Origin of the sequence: Mongoliimonas terrestris, assembly GCF_001927285.1 — a bacterium.
Lineage (GTDB): Bacteria > Pseudomonadota > Alphaproteobacteria > Rhizobiales > Pleomorphomonadaceae > Chthonobacter > Chthonobacter terrestris.
On the sequence record NZ_MSIG01000003.1, the window covers coordinates 281,616 to 297,715 of the forward strand.

The following is a 16,100-nucleotide window of genomic DNA, read 5'->3' on the forward strand; positions in this document are numbered from 1 at the left end:
GGGCTATCCGGGGCGCCCGGATTGGCCGACGACCGGTTTGCCGTGCTTCTCGACGATGCGGAAGCGCGGCTGAAACGGCGCGACCGGCTCGGCGCTGCCGTCCGGGTGCGGATGGCCGCCAATGCGGCGACCACCCGGCACCCCGGCTTGTTCCAGTCGCCACGCGCCGAGGCGGTGCTCGGGGCTGTGTCGGCCTGGCTGGTTCAACGGCAGAACCCCGTCCGAAAGGCTCCAGGGCCGCTCGGCCGGAAGCCGTCGATCCTGCATGTGGTGACGGAGGCCTATCGGATCGGCGGGCACACCAAGGCGCTCCAGCGCTGGGTCGACGCGGATGTGGATCACGTCCACCATGTGGCGATGACCCATCAGCTGACGCCCGTGCCGGACGCGCTCGCCGCCTCCGTCGCCGCCTCGGGCGGCCGGCTGTCGGTGCTCAGCGGGTCGAGCAGCCTGTTCGGGATGGCGCGACAGCTCCGCGCGCTCGCTTCGGACGCACTGCTCGTGGTGCTCCACATCCATCCGCACGACGTGGTGCCCAGCCTTGCGTTCGCGGGCTGGACGGAGCGTCCGCCGATCGCCTTCTTCAATCATGCAGATCACGTCTTTTGGCTCGGCGAGGCGATCAGCGACGCGGTGATCAACTTTCGCGAATCCGGCAGCCGCCTCTGCCGGGCCCGGCGCGGCTTCGCGGCGGAGCGGGACGTGCTCCTGCCGCTCCCCCTGCCGGCGGAGGCGCCGGCGCCCACGATGACGAAGGCGCAGGCGCGCGAGCGGCTGGGCCTGCCCGCCTCCGCCCGGATCACCCTGACGGTGGCGTCGGCGGGAAAGCTGAAGCCGAACGCCCACGCCTGCTTCTTCACGCTGCACCGGCCGCTGTTCGACGCCGACCCGGACGTCCACATGCTCCTGGTCGGGCCGGCGGCGGACGATCCGGTGCTCGCCGACCGTCTCCGACCGTTCGGCGGGCGGATGCGGGCGCTCGGCGTGCAGGTCGATCTCGCCCCCTACATGGCCGCCGCCGACCTCTATGTGGACAGCACCCCGTTCGCGTCGCAGACATCAATGCTGGAGGCGGCCATGCGGCGGCTGCCGGTGCTGAGCTGGCGGCCCTATCCGGTCGCCAGCCTGTCCGCCGTGATGGGCAGCGACGACGTCGCCCTCTCCACGGAGGACATCACGTTCAACGATCCGGACGCCTACCGTGCGGCCGTCCTGCGCCTGCTGCGGAACGAGACCGCCGCGACGGCGCTCGGCGCCCGCCTCGCGGCGGCGATCCCGGCCCATCATGCCGGAGAGGGCTGGCGCCGGGCGCTGGCGGACGCCTACGACCGGACGATCGCCAATGCCGCCCACCGGCCCCACACCCGGATCGAGCCGGAGCCGCCGTCCGCCGTGGACGAGGTCGTGCTCGCTTTCCACGAGGGCGCCGGATACAGCAACGACCTGCTCGACTTCGACAATTTCGAGTTCATGCCGCTGTCCATGCAGCTGGCCGAGGTGGGGGCGATCTACCGCCGCCACCCGGAGATCTTGAAGCGCTTCCTGCCGCTCAGCCTCCGGCTGCGGCTGAGCCGGCTGCGGCCGCCGGCCTGATCGATCCAGCGGTGTGATACCCGGCTCATGACGTTCGGACTTGTCCGACCATCGTGAGTGTTACGGCCTGACCGGCCGACGCCCGTTCGGGCTTGCCTGCGCTCATCAAGTCCCGACAGGTCGGGACTTGATGAGCTGGGTATGATCCCGGGCAGGACCGCGTCCGAACACCGTCGCCGGCCGGCCATGCGCCCGTCGGATCAAGACCCCGGCAGCGCCTCCAACTCCGCTTGCATCGCCCGTCGCGCGTCCCGGTTCTGCCACCGGAAGCGGACCAGCCCGCAGAGGAGCTGGACCACCCGCCGGCGGTAGGTGAGGCCGAGGTCGGCCTGCCATTGCGGGCCGCGGAACAGCTCCTTGCCGGCGGTGCGGACGTCCCACCAGACCCATCTCAGCACGTCCGGCCGGTCGACCATGTGCTTGGCGATGAAGGCGCCGTCGCTGCGGTTGTAGGTCTTCACCAGCCTGGCGAGCTCCGCGCTGGAGGCCCTGCCGTGGAAGTGCGACACCACGAGGCGCGGATCGTAGTGGATCGGCACTCCGGCCAGATGCGCCCGGTAGATCCAGTCCGTGTCCTCGGCGGCGCCGGCCGGCGAGCCGGGGCCGAACCGGATGTCGAACCAGCCGACGGTGGCAAGGAGCGAGGCCGGGAAGGTGAAGTTGCAGCCGTGCAGGAAGGCGCCGGGGAAGATGGGCCAGGCGTAGACCGCCGGGTTCGGATCGGTCTTGATCGTCATCGGCAGCGTGTCGGGATCCCCGAGCAGCACCTGGCCGCCGCGAAGGCTCGGCACCGCGTCCTCCGCGTGGGCGGCGACGACGGCGCTGACGAAGTCCGGGGCGAGGCAGCAGTCGTCGTCCGTGATGGCGAGGATGCCGCCGCGGGCGATGGCCATGCCGAGGTTGCGCGCGCCGCAGGCCCCCGGAACCGGCGACCAGAGCACCTGCACCGGAAAGGCCTGGCGCCGCGCCCAGTCGCGCGCCACCTCGTAGGTGTCGTCCGGACAGGCGTTGGCCACGATGATGAACTCGGCCTTGTGGTCCGGCGCCGCCTCCACCGCCGCCCGCACCGCCTCCATGCAGGGCACCAGGCGGGTCGACCGGTTGTGCGTGGCCACGATGATGCTGACGTCGATGTCGCGCCGGATCGGGGCTGCGGCGACCAACCTGCGCCGACCCGTCGTGGCGACCCGGCGGGCCGCCCGGCGGGCGTTGCGGGCAAGGACGACGCGCGTCACCAGATAGTCCAGCTTGCGCGCGGCCCGGCCGATCAGCCGGCGGGCGGCAAAGCGCGCCTCCAGGTGCCTTGCCTGCAGGGTGTAGGTGAACAGCTTGAAGCGAAGGCCCCATCGGTCCCGGCCGACGAAGGACCGGGCGAGGATGAGTTCGGCCTCCCTGTTCTGCCGCTCGATCTCCACCCCGCGGGTGCGCGACACGTTCGCGCCGTGCAGGCGGTAGGCGGCCACCTTGACGTCGATGTAGCCGATCTGCCGGTTCGCCAGGAGCGTGAGGTAGAAATGCCGGTCCTCCACGATCCGGTCTTCCGGGTAGAAGCCGTAGCCGCCGGGCTCGGTGTAGACGGCCCGTTCCACCAGGAGGACCGGCCCGGGCACGCTCCAGCGCCAGATCAGTTCGGTGTTGAGGGTCATCGGATCGGCGAGCGCGGCCCGGTCGGCGCCGTGAAGGGCGTCGAAGGCGCTCGGATGGGTGAGGGCGCCCGATCCGTCGATCAGTTCGCAGTCGCCGAACACCGCGCGCCATTGGGGATTGTGCCGGAGAGCCGCGATGCGCGCCGCGATGCCGCCGGGCAGCAGCCGGTCGTCGCTCCCCAACAGCGCCACGTGGCTGCCCGACGCCATCCGGATCAGGCGGTTGAGGGTCGTGTTGACACCCTGGTTCGCCTGCCGCTCCAGAACGAACCGGTGGAACGCGTCCGGGTGGGCGTCGCGCCAGGCCGCCGCGACCTCATAGGTGCCGTCGGCGGAGCCGTCGTCGAGGACCAGCACCTCCAGGTTCGGGTAGCCGTCCGACAGAATGCTGTCCAGGCATTCCGCCACATAGGCGCTGTGGTTGTACGCGGGCACGAGGACGCTGACGAGCGGTAGCGAGGTCATCTTCACCTCCCGGTTCGGGGGCGGCGGCAGGGAACGCGCAACGCAGGTGTGAAAGGCCGGACGGTGCTCATCCGCGCGTCCGGGCGAAAGCGGGGTGGAGACCGGCAAGACGTCGGGTGACGGCATTCGCCTTCCGGCCGATCCGCGACGTCGGATCGACGGCGTTCGCCAGGATCAGGAGGGCCGCGAGCCCGCCGCCGGCCGACAGGCCGAGGCCGGTCAGAAGGCCGAGCGCCGGATGCACCCGCTCGGCAAGGGCGACGACGGCGATCGCCGCCAGCGTCAGTGCGACGAGGAGCGCGTTCCGCCGGGTGAGGCGCTGGCCGAAGTCCCGGCCGGCGACCACGACCATCAGGGCGAAATAGCCCGCGTAGGCAAGGGCGAAGGCCGAGCCGGTGGCGACCAGCCCGACCTGGGGCAGGAGAAAGGCGAGAAGGCCGATGTAGAGGATCGCCCAGGCGGCGTCCGTCAACACGAAGGCCACGCTGGCGCCGCGGGCGAGCAGAAGGAAGCCGAGCGGCCACGCGGCCAGCTTGAACACGTCGCCAACGATCTGCCACTTGAGGATGGGCACGGCCTCGGCGAAGTCGGCGGAAAACAACAGCGGGACGGCGATGGCCGCGAAGGCGAACACCGCGATCAGCACCGGCGCGGCGAGGAGGAGCGCCACCTCGGTCTGCTCGTTGACGAGGCGCCGGGCGGCCTCCGGGGTGTTCATGGCGGCGGAAAGGCGCGGATAGTAGTCGACCGCCATGGTGCCGAGCACGAAGCCCACATACTGCATGGAGATGGTCCACGCGGCCTGGAAGTGGCCGGTGGCCTCGAGCCCCTCGGCGTCGGTCACCATCGCCCGGACGGCGACCTGGGCGCCGCCGCCCACCACCGCCGCGATCGTCACAGCGCCGCCGGTGCGCAGCATGCCCCCGAGGCGCCCGCGAACCGCCGAAAGCGGCACCGCGACCGGCGCCACCTTGGGCAGCCGGAGGCAAACCACGCCCGCCGCCAGCACGGTGGCCGCCGGCATCGCCACGACGAAGCCGATCGCCCCGTCGAGGCCGAAGAGCGCCACCGCCCCGACCCCGAGGATGGAGGCGAGGAACGCGGCGACGACGCCGATCGCAGCCAGTTCGCCGATCGGCCGCAGCGCGTTGACGAGCGCGGTCTGACCGGCCGCCACCACCGTGAGGAAGACGCCGAGGGCGATCCAGCGCACGTCGCCGGCCCTGCCGGCGTCGCCGACGACGCCGGCGGCGATCGGCTCGCTGAAGAGGAGGACGAGGGCCGCCGCGCCGACCCCGAGCCCGAGGCTGCCGACGAGGAGGGTCCGCCGGGCGACCGCCTGCCGGACCGGGTCGTCCCGATCGGCGGCGATCTCCCGGATGGCGCCTTGCGAGAGGCCGAGGCCGGCGAGGCTGGACAGGAGCGCGAGCAGGGACGAATAGACGCCGATCAGCCCCGCGCCCGCCGGGCCGATCATGATGGCGACCAGCTTGGTCCGAAGGATGCCGATCAGGATCTGGACGGCCGAAGAGCCGCCGAGCACGAGCGCGGCCTGAAGAATGCGGCGGTGGCTGCCGGCCGGCATCAGCGTGGGCCGATGTCAGGGCCGATGGCGAGGACGGCGGCGCGCACGGCGTCCGCGACCGTCGCCGCGTCGGCCAGGGAAAGGTGCGGCCCCATCGGCAGGCTGAGAACCTGGTCGGCGAGCGCGCGGGCGACCGGGAAGGCGTCCGGCGAAAAGCCGAGATCGCGGCAGGCCTCCTGCATGTGGCAGGCGACCGGATAGTGCAGGAGCGAGCCGACGCCCGCGTCGGCGAGATGCTGGCGGAGCGCGTCCCGCCGGGTGTGGCGGATGACGAAGAGGTGCCAGACGGGCTCCACGTCCGCGATCGTGTCGGGCAGGCGCACGATGCCGTCGAGCCGGTCCGCATAGAGCCGCGCAATCGCCCGCCGCCGGTCGTTCCAGGCGTCCAGATGCTTCAGCTTCACCCCGAGGATGGCGGCCTGCACCGGGTCGAGGCGGCTGTTGTAGCCGATCCGCTCGTTGTAGTAGCGCTCCTTCGAGCCATAGTTGCGCAAGGTGCGGACCGCGTCGGCGATCGCCGGATCGTCGGTGGTCACCGCGCCCGCGTCGCCGAACGCGCCGAGGTTCTTGCCGGGGTAGAAGCTCCAGGCCGCGGCGTCGCCGTGGCCGCCGATCCGCCGGCCGCGGTAGCGGGCGCCTTGGGCCTGGGCGGCGTCCTCCACCACCTTCAGGCCGTGGCGGCGGGCGACGGCGAGGATGGGGTCGAGGTCGGCCGGCTGGCCGTAGAGGTGCACCGGGACGATGGCGCGGGTGCGCGCCGTCACCGCGCCTGCGATGGCGTCCACGTCGATGTTGAACGTGTCCGGCCGGCATTCCACGGGCACCGGCCGGGCCCCCGCCTGGAGCACCGCCAGCCAGGTGGCGATGAAGGTGTGCGCGGGCACGATCACCTCGTCGCCGGGGCCGACGCCGACCGCCCGGAGCGCCAGATGGAGGGCGTCGAGCCCGTTGGCGACGCCGACGCAGGCGCCCGCCTCCACATGGGCGGCGAAGTCCTCCTCGAACCGCGCGACCTCGGGCCCGAGGATGTAGGTGCCGGAGGCGAGGGCGCGCGCGACCGCGGCGTCGATCTCGTCCTTCAGCTCCTCGTAGGTCGGCCGCAGTTCCAGGAAGGGGATCACGGCAGGCTCCCCACTTCCCGGCGGAAGTCGTCGTAGTCGCGGATGTAGTCCGACGGATCGTAGCGGTGCGAGGCGAACACCAGGAGGATGGCGTCGCTCGTATAGCCGAAGTGGGTGCGCCAGACGCCTGGCGGCAGGTAGATGCCGCGGTCGATCGCGTTCAGCCGGAAGGTCTGGCGGTTGACGCCGTCGTCCACCATCACCGAGCAGCTTCCGGTGACGCAGATCAGGAACTCCTCGCACAGGCGATGGGCGTGTTCCCCGCGCGTCTCCAGGCTCGGGACGTTGACGACCATGAAATACCGTGCGGCCCGGAACGGCACCATGCCCTCGAACTCGCCCACGGTGAGGTTCCCGCGGATGTCCTCCACGAGCGGCATGCGGTGGAGCGTGACGCCCTTGACCCCCGTGGGCGTGACGCCGAGCGGCAGGTCCCCGAGCGGGTCGAGGCCGGGTCCGGGAGACCGGCTCCCGTCGTCCTGGTAGCCGATGATCCGCGCCGGGTTGCCGACCACGATGGCGTTCCGCGGCACGGAGAGCCGGACCACCGCCCCGGCGCCGATCATGGCGTTCTCGCCGATGGTCACGCCCCGGTGGATAACCGCGCCGCCTCCGATGGAGGCCCGGGCGAGAATCCGCGTCTCCCGGAACGGTCCGCGCCGGTCGCCCTCTGCGAACCCGTCCGCCAGCGACGCCGCAAAGGACACGTTCGGCCCGATGAACACATCGTCGCTGATTCGCAGGCCGGCCGGCAGTTCGACGCCGTTCTTCAAGGTTACGCGAGCGCCGATGACCACATCATCGTCAATTAGGCAGTGGGAACAGACATTGCAGTCCTCCCCAAGCCGTGCGCCTGAGTGAACAATCGAGAATTGCCAGATTTTTGTGCCGCTGCCGACATTGGCAGACTGGCAATCGGCAAGGCGATGCACCATCGCCGGCTTGGTTTCAGCCAGCATTTTAAAAGTACACTTTCATATTCAAGATATATGTTGTCGTTTATTCAGTTTCACATATGCATCATTGACCGGAGTCGTCAATCAGGGTCCAGTCCCCCTGTCGCCCGAACCGACAATGGGGCTATGAGTACGAAACATTGTAGAAGCGCGATTTCGTCGTGAATTCTTTCCGGTCGGTGACGAGGCCTGCCGCGATTCCCGAAGCCCGGCGCGCCAAGGGGTGAGTCGAAGGAGTGGACCATGGAAGCAGCCGCTGACGCTCAGCTGCCGCAGGTGTTCGATCTCGTGATCGTGGGCAGCGGCGTTGCCGCCGCCTATTCCCTCCTGCGGCTCATCGACGAGGTCCGGTCGGAAGGCCCGGCGCCGTCACCGGTCCGCGTCGCGGTGGTGGAGAAGGCTCCGCCCTTCTGGACGGGCATTCCCTACGGCCCCCGCTCGTCCGCCAACGCCCTCATCATCACCACCTTCGAGGAGTTCGTTCCGGCGGCGGACCGCCCGGCCTTCGAGACGTGGCTGAGCGCCCACCGATCGGACTGGACGCAGCGGATGCGGGCCGACGGCGGGGAGATCGCGGCCGCCTGGCAGGCCCGCAACGCGGCCGCCCTCAAGGACGGCGACTATGCCCCGGTCTACATTCCCCGGCGCCTGTTCGGCGACTTCAAGGCCGACGTCATGGCGGCGGCGATCGCGGCCGCGGAGAGGGAAGGCCTTCTCGCCGTCAGCCTTCTCGTCGGCGAGGTGGTCGACCTGGAGCGGCGCGCCGGCGGCGGCTATGCCCTGACCATGGCCAACGACACCGGACGGGTTCAGTCGCTGCACGCCGGTCTCGTCCTCCTGGCGGTCGGCAGCCCGCCAGGGCAGTCCCTGAAGCCGCTGGTCCGCGCCGGCACGGTCGACGCCACCCTGGTGGACGACGTCTACGCGCCCGCCTTTGCGGAAAACCTGACGCGGCTCTACGGTTTCCTCGCCGCCCGGCCGCCCGGCGCGCGGCGCCTCCTCCTGGTCGGCGCCAACGCCAGCGCGCTGGAGACCGCCTACATGCTGGCCGGGGACGGCCGGTTCGCCGATCTGGAACGGCTCGTCGTGCTGTCGCCCGGCGGCGCCTTCCCCCATCGCATCTCCGGCGCGCCGGAGATCGAGATCGATCTGCCGGCCATGCGCGCTCTTCTCGAAGCCGACGCGGTGACGCCCCAGGCGCTGATGGACGCCGCCGAGGCGGACGTCGCCCGCGCGGTGCTGGCCGGCGTGCCGGTGGGCGACGGCTTCGGCTCGGTCGGCCGCCTCCTCGGGCAGGTGATGGCGCGCATGCCCGACGCCGACAAGGAAACCTTCCACACCCGTCACGGCATGCGGTTCTCCCGCCTCATCCGCCGGGCCGGCCGCGAGTACCGGGACGCCGCCGACGCGCTGCGGGACCGGGGCGTGCTGGTCTCCCTCGCCGCCGGCCTCACGGATCTGCGCCACGAACCGGACGGCTGGCACGCCGAGACGACGGACGGCGGCGCGGCGCTCGGCCCGTTCGCGGCGGTCGCCAACTGCTGCGGTTTCGAGCCCCTGACCGCCGACAGCACGTCGCCGCTGATCGCCGCGCTGATCGGCCGGGGTCTCGCGAAGGCCAACGCCACCGGGCGCGGCCTTGCGGTCGACGACACCCTCGCGGCGGCGCCGGGCCTCTTCGTCAACGGTCCCCTGCTCGGCGGCATCTTCAACGACAGCCTGCGCATGTGGCACGTGGAGAACGTGCGCCGCATCAGCGACATCGCGCCCACCGTCGCGCGCTCGATCGCGGCGGCGCTGAGAGAGGCCGCGGACCGGCCCGCCGACCCGGTGGAGATCCATCCGACGGCTGACGTGATGGCGACCGCCATCGGCCCCGGCACGCGCATCGGCGCCTACTGCGTGGTGCTGCCCAAGGCCACCATCGGCAGCCACGTGGAGATCGCCCCCCATTGCTTCATCGAGAACGACGTGGTGGTCGGCGATCGGGTGCGGATCGGCTTCGGGGTGCAGCTCTGGGACGCGCTCAGGGTGGAGGACGACGTGCGGATCGACGCCAACGTCACCTTCACCACTGACCGCTATCCGCGCTCCAAGCAGTATCCGCCCGCCTATCCGGAAACCCGCGTCTGCCGGGGAGCGGTGATCGGCAGCGGCGTCGTCCTCGTCCCGGGCGTGACCATTGGCCCGGGGGCGGTTGTCCCGCCCGGCACGATCGTGACGCGAGACGTACACGCCCCTTAAGACACGGCCCTTGGCGCGCCAACGCATAGATCGAGGTGCAGGACACGATCGGTGAGGGTCTGCTCAAGCGCCTTCAACATGGAGCGATTCTTGTCGACCTGAAGATCGAGTGACAACGAACACGCGCTCTTCGTGCCGACAGGACACCCTGCCTAGAGCATTCTCCGATCAAGTTGCATGACTTGATCGATGAGAGAATGCTCCAGCAAATCGAATCTGGAGCGATTTCTTCTCGACCTGACGATTCCGTCAGGTCGGAAAGCGCTCTAGCAGTCCGGCCCTCACCGGAAGCTGTCCGCCAGCTCGCGGATCCGCGCCTTCACCCGCTGGCGCGTCGCCACCAGGCGGCCGGGGGCGGGGTCGGAGACCGACATGGCGTTGCCGCGCCAGACGAAGCCGTTGCCCGTGAGGGCGGCGAGCCAGAGCACCGGCAGGGCGAGATCGCGCACCAGCATGGCGGTGAGGCCGTGCGCCGTGTTCGGCCAGCCGGACACCCGGTTGAGGATCATCTCGGCGCCGTACCAGAGCGCCGCGAAGGCCGCCACGGTGGAACCGTCCCAGAAGCCCAGGGTGCCGAGCGTCACCGCGCCGGCCATCGGCAGCGCGCCCCCGGCGAGGATTTCCGGCGCGAAGAACAGCGGGAACGAGGCCCGGCGCAGGCGCGCCCAGCGCAGCTGACGGCGCCAGACCTCGCCGGCCGTGCGCCGGCCGAGCGGCTGCGGGTAGGGGCGGTCGACGAGGCGCACGGAAAGGCCGGCCCCACGCACGATCTTGGTCGCGGCCGCGTCCTCCGCCACCTCGGCGGCCAGCCGCGCGATGCCGCCCGCCCGGTCGAGCATCGGCCGGTTCCACATCATGGACTTGCCCTGGGCGAAGCCGAACCCGGCCATGTCGGCGACGAGCTGCCAGCGAGCCTGGAACGCGTTCAGCCAGGCGCACTCCAGTTCCGCGAAGAAGCCGTCCGGCGCGATGCCGATCGGCGGCGAGCAGACGAGCCCCGTCCCGTCGGTCCAGCGCTCCAGCGACCGGTCGATGAAGTCCGGCGCCATCAGGACGTTGCTGTCCACCATGGCGATCCAGTCGTGCCGGGCCGCGGCCCATCCCTTCACCACGTTGTTGAGCTTGGGATTCTGGCTGATGCGGTCGTCGCCGACGAGAAGCCGGGCCGGCCGCTCCGGATGGGCGGCGATCAGGCGGCGGACGAGCGGCAGCACCGGATCGTCGACCGTGGCGGCGCAGAAGACGATCTCGTAGTCCGGATAGGCGAGGTCGAACGTGCTGCCGAGCGTCGCCTCCACATTGTTCTCCAGGCCGCAGACGGGCCGGAGCACGGTCACCGGCGGTCGGCCGCCGGAGACCGCCGTCGGCCGTCGGCGTGCCTTGGCCTTGATGCCGGCCGCCGTCAGGCTGGCCAGATGCACGGCAAGGGCGAAGACGCAGAAAGCGGCCAGGATCCCCATGATGACACGGCCTCCGCCTGAAGTGGGCTAAGGAGTTACAAGAGGCGTGTGACACCTGCACGAACGCCGCAGGCGCGTACCCGAAGCGTGCCGCCGCCGCAGGTCGGGTCCGGCGTCCGCCGAAATCCGGCCGAAGAATTCCGTCCGTGGGGAAAACCCTCTAAAGTGCCGGCCAAAAGCATGAGCGACCCATCCGGCGCTGGTCCGGAGGCGGCGCGACGGGAGGCGGCGGATGACGACGGTGGCGCTGGTCGATTGGGGCACCTCCAGTTTTCGCCTGTGGCTGATCGACCGGTCTGGCGCCGTTCTTGCGGAACGCCGCTCCGAGGAGGGCATGTCCACCCTCGCGCCGGACCGATTCGAGCCGGTGCTCCGCGCCCATCTGTCGGCCCTCGATCCTGCCGTGCGTCCCGTCCGCGTGGTGATCTGCGGCATGGCCGGCGCCCGCCAGGGCTGGCGGGAGGCGCCCTACCGGCCGGTGCCGGTGGCGCTCGACGCCCTGCCGGAGGCCGCGATCTGCGTTCCGGCGGCGGACCTCGACGTGCGCATCCTCCCCGGCCTCTCCGTGCCGGACCGGGACGCGCCCGACGTCCTTCGCGGCGAGGAGACCCAGCTTCTCGGTCTTGCCCTGGAGGATCCGGCGCTCGACGGGCTCGTCGCCATGCCCGGCACCCACACCAAATGGGTGCGGCTCGAGAAGGGCGTGGTGCGCGGCTTCTCCACGGTGATGACGGGCGAACTCTTCGCGCTCCTCTCCCGGGAGAGCCTTCTCCGGCACACGATCGGCGATTGCCGGCCGAGCGGCGATCCCGAATCCCCCGCCTTCACGGCCGGCCTCGCGGCGGCGCTGGCCGCGCCCGCCCGGCTCACCGGGCTCCTCTTCGGCATCAGGGCCGGCGGTCTCCTCCACGGCGCGACCGGCGTTCCGGCGGCGGACCGGCTCTCCGGCCTCATGATCGGGGCGGACGTCGCCGGCGCGCTCCACGATACACCGATGGACGTGCCGGTGATCCTCGTCGCCTCCGGCGGGCTCGCGGACGCCTACGCGGCGGCGCTTGCTTGCGCCGGCCGGACCGTCCGCCGCGTCGAGGCCGACGACGCGGTCCGGCGCGGCCTCACCCACGCCGCCGGCCGGATCTGGCCGGCCTGAACGTCATATCGCCGGCCGGATCCGGCCGGCCTGAACCTGATGCCGCCGGCCGGATCCGGCCGGCCTGAACGAATGCCGCCCTGACGTCCCCGCGCCGGCGCCCTCCCGCCGACGCGCTCAGCCGCCCACGAAGGATCCGCCTCATGTCCCCGTCCAGCCCGTTCGCACCCTGGCCGACGCTCGGCCGCAACCTGGTGGCCATCCTGCGCGGTGTCCGCCCGGACGAGATCGACGCCATCGCCGACGCCCTCACCGACGCCGGCTTCGAGGCGATCGAGGTGCCGCTGAATTCGCCGGACGCGCTCGCCTCGGTGGCGCGCCTGGTCGCCCGCTCGCCGAAGGGCGTGCTCGTCGGCGCCGGCACCGTCATCACCCGTGAGGAGGTGGAGGCGGTGGCGGGCGTCGGCGGCCGGCTGATCGTCTCGCCCAACGTGGACGAGGCGGTGGTGCGCACCGCCGCCAAGCTCGGCCTCGTCACCATGCCGGGCGTCTTCACCCCGACGGAGGCCTTCGAGGCGCTGCGCTACGGCGCGTCGGCGCTGAAGTTCTTTCCCGCCTCCGTGCTCGGGCCGCGCGGCATCGGGGCCGTGCGGGCGGTGCTGCCGGAGGGCACCGTCATGGGCGCCGTCGGCGGCATCACCGAAGCGGATTTCGCGCCCCTGATGGCGGTCGGCGTTTCCGCCTTCGGCCTCGGCACCAGCCTCTACCGGCCGGGCGACGCGGCCGGCGAAGTGGCCATCCGGGCCCGCGCCGCCGTCGCCGCCTACGACGCCGCCAACGGCCGGAGGGCCGCATGAGCACGCCCGCCGTCACCGTCCTCTCCGACATCGTCTGCCACCTGGGGGAGGGGCCCTCCACCCATCCGGGGCTCGGCCGGCTCTACTGGTTCGACATCCTCTCCAAGCGCCTGTTCGAACGCCCGTTCGATCGCACCGGCACCACCATCCACGACCTGCCGATGCACGCCAGCGTGGCGGCCGTGATCGACGGCGATCGGCAGTTCATCGCTTCCGAGACCGGCTTCCACGTGCGCGATATCGCCACCGGCCGGCTGACGCTCCACACGCCGCTCCTCGCCGACGACCCCACCACCCGCAGCAACGACGGCCGGGTGCATCCCTCCGGCGCGCTCTGGCTCGGCACGATGGGCTGGGAGCCGGCGCCGGAGCGGGGCGCCATCTGGTGGTTCCGTAAGGGCGAGGTCCGCAAGCTCTTCGGCGGCATCGCCATCCCGAACGCCATCGCGTTCTCGCCCGACGGCGGCCACGCCTACTACACCGACACGCTCGCCGGCGTCCTGATGCGGGTCGACACCGACCCGGCCACGGGCCTGCCGACCGGCGAGCCCAAGCCCTTCGCCACCGTCACCGACGGCGGCCCGGACGGCGCGGTGGTGGACGCGGACGGCCTCCTCTACAACGCCCGCTGGGGCGGCGGCGCGGTGGACGTCTACGCGCCGGACGGCCGGCGCCTCCGCTCCATCGCGGTTCCCGCCCGTCAGACCTCGTGCCCGGTGTTCTTCGGCCCGAACGCCGACCGGCTGGCGGTCACCTCCGCCCACGAGGGCATGGACGCCGCCGCCCGCGCCGCCGACCCGCTCGCCGGCCAGACCTTCGTGGTCGACTTACCTGTCCGCGGTCGGTTCGACCCGCCGGTCCTCCTCTGATACCAAGCTCTTAAAGTCCCGACCTGTCGGGACTTTAAGAGCGCAGGCAAGCCCGAACGGGCGCCGGCCGGTCAGGCCGTCACGCGCCAGGTAGGAGAAAGACCGGCGGTCAGCCGCCACACTGGCCGACCCATGCCGATCCGGCATCGGTCGACGACAAGAAACGTGGTTTTTCATAAGGCTGGAGGCCGTCTATGCTGGGCCACCGGCCCGGCGCGGTCGATCCCGCGCCGCCCCCGCCCCTGACCCTCGGGAATGCCTCATGTCCAAGCCCACGCGCCGCTCCGCCCTCTGGTTCGACAATCCGGACAACCCGGGCATGACCGCGCTCTACCTGGAGCGCTATCTGAACTACGGGCTCACCCGCGAGGAACTGCAGTCCGGCAAGCCGCTGGTCGGCATCGCCCAGACGGGCTCGGACCTCTCCCCCTGCAACCGCATCCACCTGGAACTCGCCAAACGCGTGCGCGAGGGCATCCGCGACGCCGGCGGCATCCCGTTCGAGTTCCCCGTGCACCCGATCCAGGAGACCGGCCGCCGCCCGACCGCGGCCCTCGACCGCAACCTCGCCTACCTCGGGCTCGTGGAGATCCTGCACGGCTACCCGCTTGACGGCGTGGTGCTCACCACCGGCTGCGACAAGACCACCCCGGCGCTTATCATGGCGGCCGCCACGGTGGACCTGCCGGCCATCGTGCTCTCCGCCGGGCCGATGCTGGACGGCTGGATCGACGGCCGCCTCGCCGGCTCCGGCACCATCATCTGGGAAAGCCGGCTGAAGCTCGCCGCCGGCGACATCGACTACGGCGACTTCATGGAGGCCGCCGCCGCGTCGGCGCCGTCGGCGGGCTACTGCAACACCATGGGCACCGCCTCCACCATGAACTCGCTCGCCGAGGCGCTCGGCATGTCGCTGCCCGGCAACGCCTCCATCCCGGCGCCCTACCGGGAGCGCGGCCAGATGGCCTACGCCACCGGCCGGCGCATCGTCGCCATGGTGGACGAGGACCTGACGCCCTCCAAGATCCTCACCCGCGCGGCGATCGAGAACGCCATCGTGGTCAACTCGGCCATCGGCGGCTCCACCAACGCCCAGCCGCACATCACCGCCATCGCCCGCCACGCCGGCGTTCCGATCGAGCCGCGCGACTGGCAGACCGTCGGCTACGACGTGCCGCTCCTCGTCAACATGCAGCCGGCCGGCGCCTACCTGTCGGAGGGCTTCCACCGGGCGGGCGGCGTTCCGGTGGTGATGAAGGAACTGCTCGGCCGCGGCCGGCTCCACGGCGACGCCCTCACCGTCTCGGGCCGCACGGTGGCGGAGAACGTGGCGCGCGCCGCGGCGCCCGACGGCGAGGTGATCCGCCCCTACGACCGGCCGTTGAAGGAACGGGCCGGATTCCTCGTCCTCTCGGGCAACCTCTTCGACACCGCCATCATGAAGACGAGCGTCATCTCCGAGGAATTCTACGCCCGCTATCTCAACCGTCCGGGCAAGCAGTGGATCCTGGAGGGCCGGGCAGTCGTGTTCGACGGCTCGGAGGACTACCACCACCGCATCGACGATCCGTCGCTCGCCATCGACGAGGACAGCATCCTGGTCATCCGCTACACCGGGCCGATCGGCTGGCCCGGCGGCGCCGAGGTGGTGAACATGCAGCCGCCCGCCGCCCTCATCCGCCGCGGCGTCACCTCGCTGCCCTGCATCGGCGACGGCCGCCAGTCCGGCACGTCCGGCTCGGCGTCCATCCTCAACGCCGCGCCCGAGGCGGCCATCGGCGGCGGCCTTGCCCTCGTGGAAACCGGCGACGTCCTACGCTTCGACCTCGTCAAGGGCACCGCCGACGCGCTCGTGGACCCGGACGTGTGGGAGACGCGCCGACAGGCCTTCCAGCCCCGCTACCCGGCCTCCCAGACTCCCTGGCAGGAACTCCACCGGGCGACCGTCGGCCAGTTCGACCAGGGCGCCTGCATGGAACTTGCCGTGAAATACCGGCAAGTCCGCGAGAAGATCCCACGCGACAACCACTGATCGATCCTCTCGGCGACAGTCCGGCCACGACCGGCCCGCGCGGTCATCGGCATGCGGGCCGGTCTCGTCGTTCGGACCGGCAAGTGAAAGTCTGCCTCGTCGAAAGCCGCGCGCGAATCGATAATAGTACGATTCTTAATCGGTGTAAGTTATCCTCCGGGCAGTGAATGCTTCCTCGGAGC

The 16,100-nt window shown here is 71.2% G+C and carries 11 protein-coding genes; 6 read left to right on the top strand and 5 right to left on the bottom strand.

The genetic code is table 11. The features are described from left to right. The first annotated feature begins 21 nt into the window (after window positions 1-21). Window positions 22-1,593 carry a glycosyltransferase family protein gene (locus BUQ68_RS05875; RefSeq protein WP_139315159.1) on the top strand — a complete coding sequence of 524 codons (1,572 nt, stop codon included), beginning with the start codon at window positions 22-24 and terminating at the stop codon, window positions 1,591-1,593. Window positions 1,594-1,793: 200 nt separating this feature from the next. Here BUQ68_RS05875 and BUQ68_RS05880 read toward each other — a convergent pair whose 3' ends face one another. The 4 genes from BUQ68_RS05880 to BUQ68_RS05895 all read right to left on the bottom strand — a co-directional run bounded on the left by BUQ68_RS05880 (window position 1,794) and on the right by BUQ68_RS05895 (window position 7,369). Beyond that, a complete protein-coding gene (locus tag BUQ68_RS05880; protein ID WP_175577743.1) occupies window positions 1,794-3,704 on the bottom strand; it encodes a glycosyltransferase family 2 protein in 1,911 nt (636 codons plus the stop codon). Between the two features lie 67 nt (window positions 3,705-3,771). Further along, entirely contained in the window at window positions 3,772-5,289 is a 1,518-nt protein-coding gene (locus tag BUQ68_RS05885) for an O-antigen translocase (RefSeq protein WP_075215002.1), read from the bottom strand. Continuing rightward, on the bottom strand, window positions 5,289-6,410 hold the full coding sequence (locus tag BUQ68_RS05890; RefSeq protein ID WP_075215003.1) for a DegT/DnrJ/EryC1/StrS family aminotransferase: 1,122 nt from the start codon (window positions 6,408-6,410) through the stop codon (window positions 5,289-5,291). The genes BUQ68_RS05885 and BUQ68_RS05890 overlap by 1 nt, the downstream gene beginning before the upstream one ends. Next, window positions 6,407-7,369: a WxcM-like domain-containing protein gene (locus BUQ68_RS05895; protein WP_210215589.1), complete on the bottom strand. Its 963-nt coding sequence runs from the start codon at window positions 7,367-7,369 to the stop codon at window positions 6,407-6,409. The genes BUQ68_RS05890 and BUQ68_RS05895 overlap by 4 nt, the downstream gene beginning before the upstream one ends. 240 nt (window positions 7,370-7,609) lie before the next feature. Between BUQ68_RS05895 and BUQ68_RS22760 the strand changes: the two genes are divergently transcribed. Further along, entirely contained in the window at window positions 7,610-9,610 is a 2,001-nt protein-coding gene (locus tag BUQ68_RS22760; protein WP_083656324.1) for an FAD/NAD(P)-binding protein, read from the top strand. A gap of 281 nt (window positions 9,611-9,891) precedes the next feature. Here BUQ68_RS22760 and BUQ68_RS05910 read toward each other — a convergent pair whose 3' ends face one another. After that, window positions 9,892-11,070, bottom strand: a complete 1,179-nt coding sequence (locus tag BUQ68_RS05910; RefSeq protein ID WP_083656325.1) for a ceramide glucosyltransferase — start codon at window positions 11,068-11,070, stop codon at window positions 9,892-9,894. Window positions 11,071-11,302: 232 nt separating this feature from the next. On the opposite strand from BUQ68_RS05910, the gene BUQ68_RS05915 reads away from it, so the two are divergent. The 4 genes from BUQ68_RS05915 to BUQ68_RS05930 all read left to right on the top strand — a co-directional run bounded on the left by BUQ68_RS05915 (window position 11,303) and on the right by BUQ68_RS05930 (window position 15,918). Next, complete coding sequence (locus tag BUQ68_RS05915) at window positions 11,303-12,220, top strand: 2-dehydro-3-deoxygalactonokinase (RefSeq protein WP_075215005.1); 918 nt, start codon at window positions 11,303-11,305, stop codon at window positions 12,218-12,220. 143 nt (window positions 12,221-12,363) lie between these two features. Continuing rightward, the gene (locus BUQ68_RS05920; RefSeq protein WP_075215006.1) at window positions 12,364-13,017 is read left to right on the top strand and encodes a 2-dehydro-3-deoxy-6-phosphogalactonate aldolase; all 654 of its coding nucleotides are present in this window, start codon (window positions 12,364-12,366) and stop codon (window positions 13,015-13,017) included. Next, the gene (locus tag BUQ68_RS05925) at window positions 13,014-13,886 is read left to right on the top strand and encodes an SMP-30/gluconolactonase/LRE family protein (RefSeq protein WP_075215007.1); all 873 of its coding nucleotides are present in this window, start codon (window positions 13,014-13,016) and stop codon (window positions 13,884-13,886) included. The genes BUQ68_RS05920 and BUQ68_RS05925 overlap by 4 nt, the downstream gene beginning before the upstream one ends. 262 nt (window positions 13,887-14,148) lie before the next feature. Next, window positions 14,149-15,918: an IlvD/Edd family dehydratase gene (locus tag BUQ68_RS05930; RefSeq protein WP_075215008.1), complete on the top strand. Its 1,770-nt coding sequence runs from the start codon at window positions 14,149-14,151 to the stop codon at window positions 15,916-15,918. Window positions 15,919-16,100: the final 182 nt, after the last annotated feature.

What these genes read in the sequence shown, in the direction of transcription:
- BUQ68_RS05895 (WP_210215589.1), bottom strand. Translation starts at nt 7,369, where the DNA reads ATGCTGGCTGAAACCAAGCCGGCGATGGTGCATCGCCTTGCCGATTGC.
- BUQ68_RS05930 (WP_075215008.1), top strand. Translation starts at nt 14,149, where the DNA reads ATGTCCAAGCCCACGCGCCGCTCCGCCCTCTGGTTCGACAATCCGGAC.
- BUQ68_RS05925 (WP_075215007.1), top strand. Translation starts at nt 13,014, where the DNA reads ATGAGCACGCCCGCCGTCACCGTCCTCTCCGACATCGTCTGCCACCTG.
- BUQ68_RS05920 (WP_075215006.1), top strand. Translation starts at nt 12,364, where the DNA reads ATGTCCCCGTCCAGCCCGTTCGCACCCTGGCCGACGCTCGGCCGCAAC.
- BUQ68_RS05915 (WP_075215005.1), top strand. Translation starts at nt 11,303, where the DNA reads ATGACGACGGTGGCGCTGGTCGATTGGGGCACCTCCAGTTTTCGCCTG.
- BUQ68_RS05910 (WP_083656325.1), bottom strand. Translation starts at nt 11,070, where the DNA reads ATGGGGATCCTGGCCGCTTTCTGCGTCTTCGCCCTTGCCGTGCATCTG.
- BUQ68_RS22760 (WP_083656324.1), top strand. Translation starts at nt 7,610, where the DNA reads ATGGAAGCAGCCGCTGACGCTCAGCTGCCGCAGGTGTTCGATCTCGTG.
- BUQ68_RS05885 (WP_075215002.1), bottom strand. Translation starts at nt 5,289, where the DNA reads ATGCCGGCCGGCAGCCACCGCCGCATTCTTCAGGCCGCGCTCGTGCTC.
- BUQ68_RS05880 (WP_175577743.1), bottom strand. Translation starts at nt 3,704, where the DNA reads ATGACCTCGCTACCGCTCGTCAGCGTCCTCGTGCCCGCGTACAACCAC.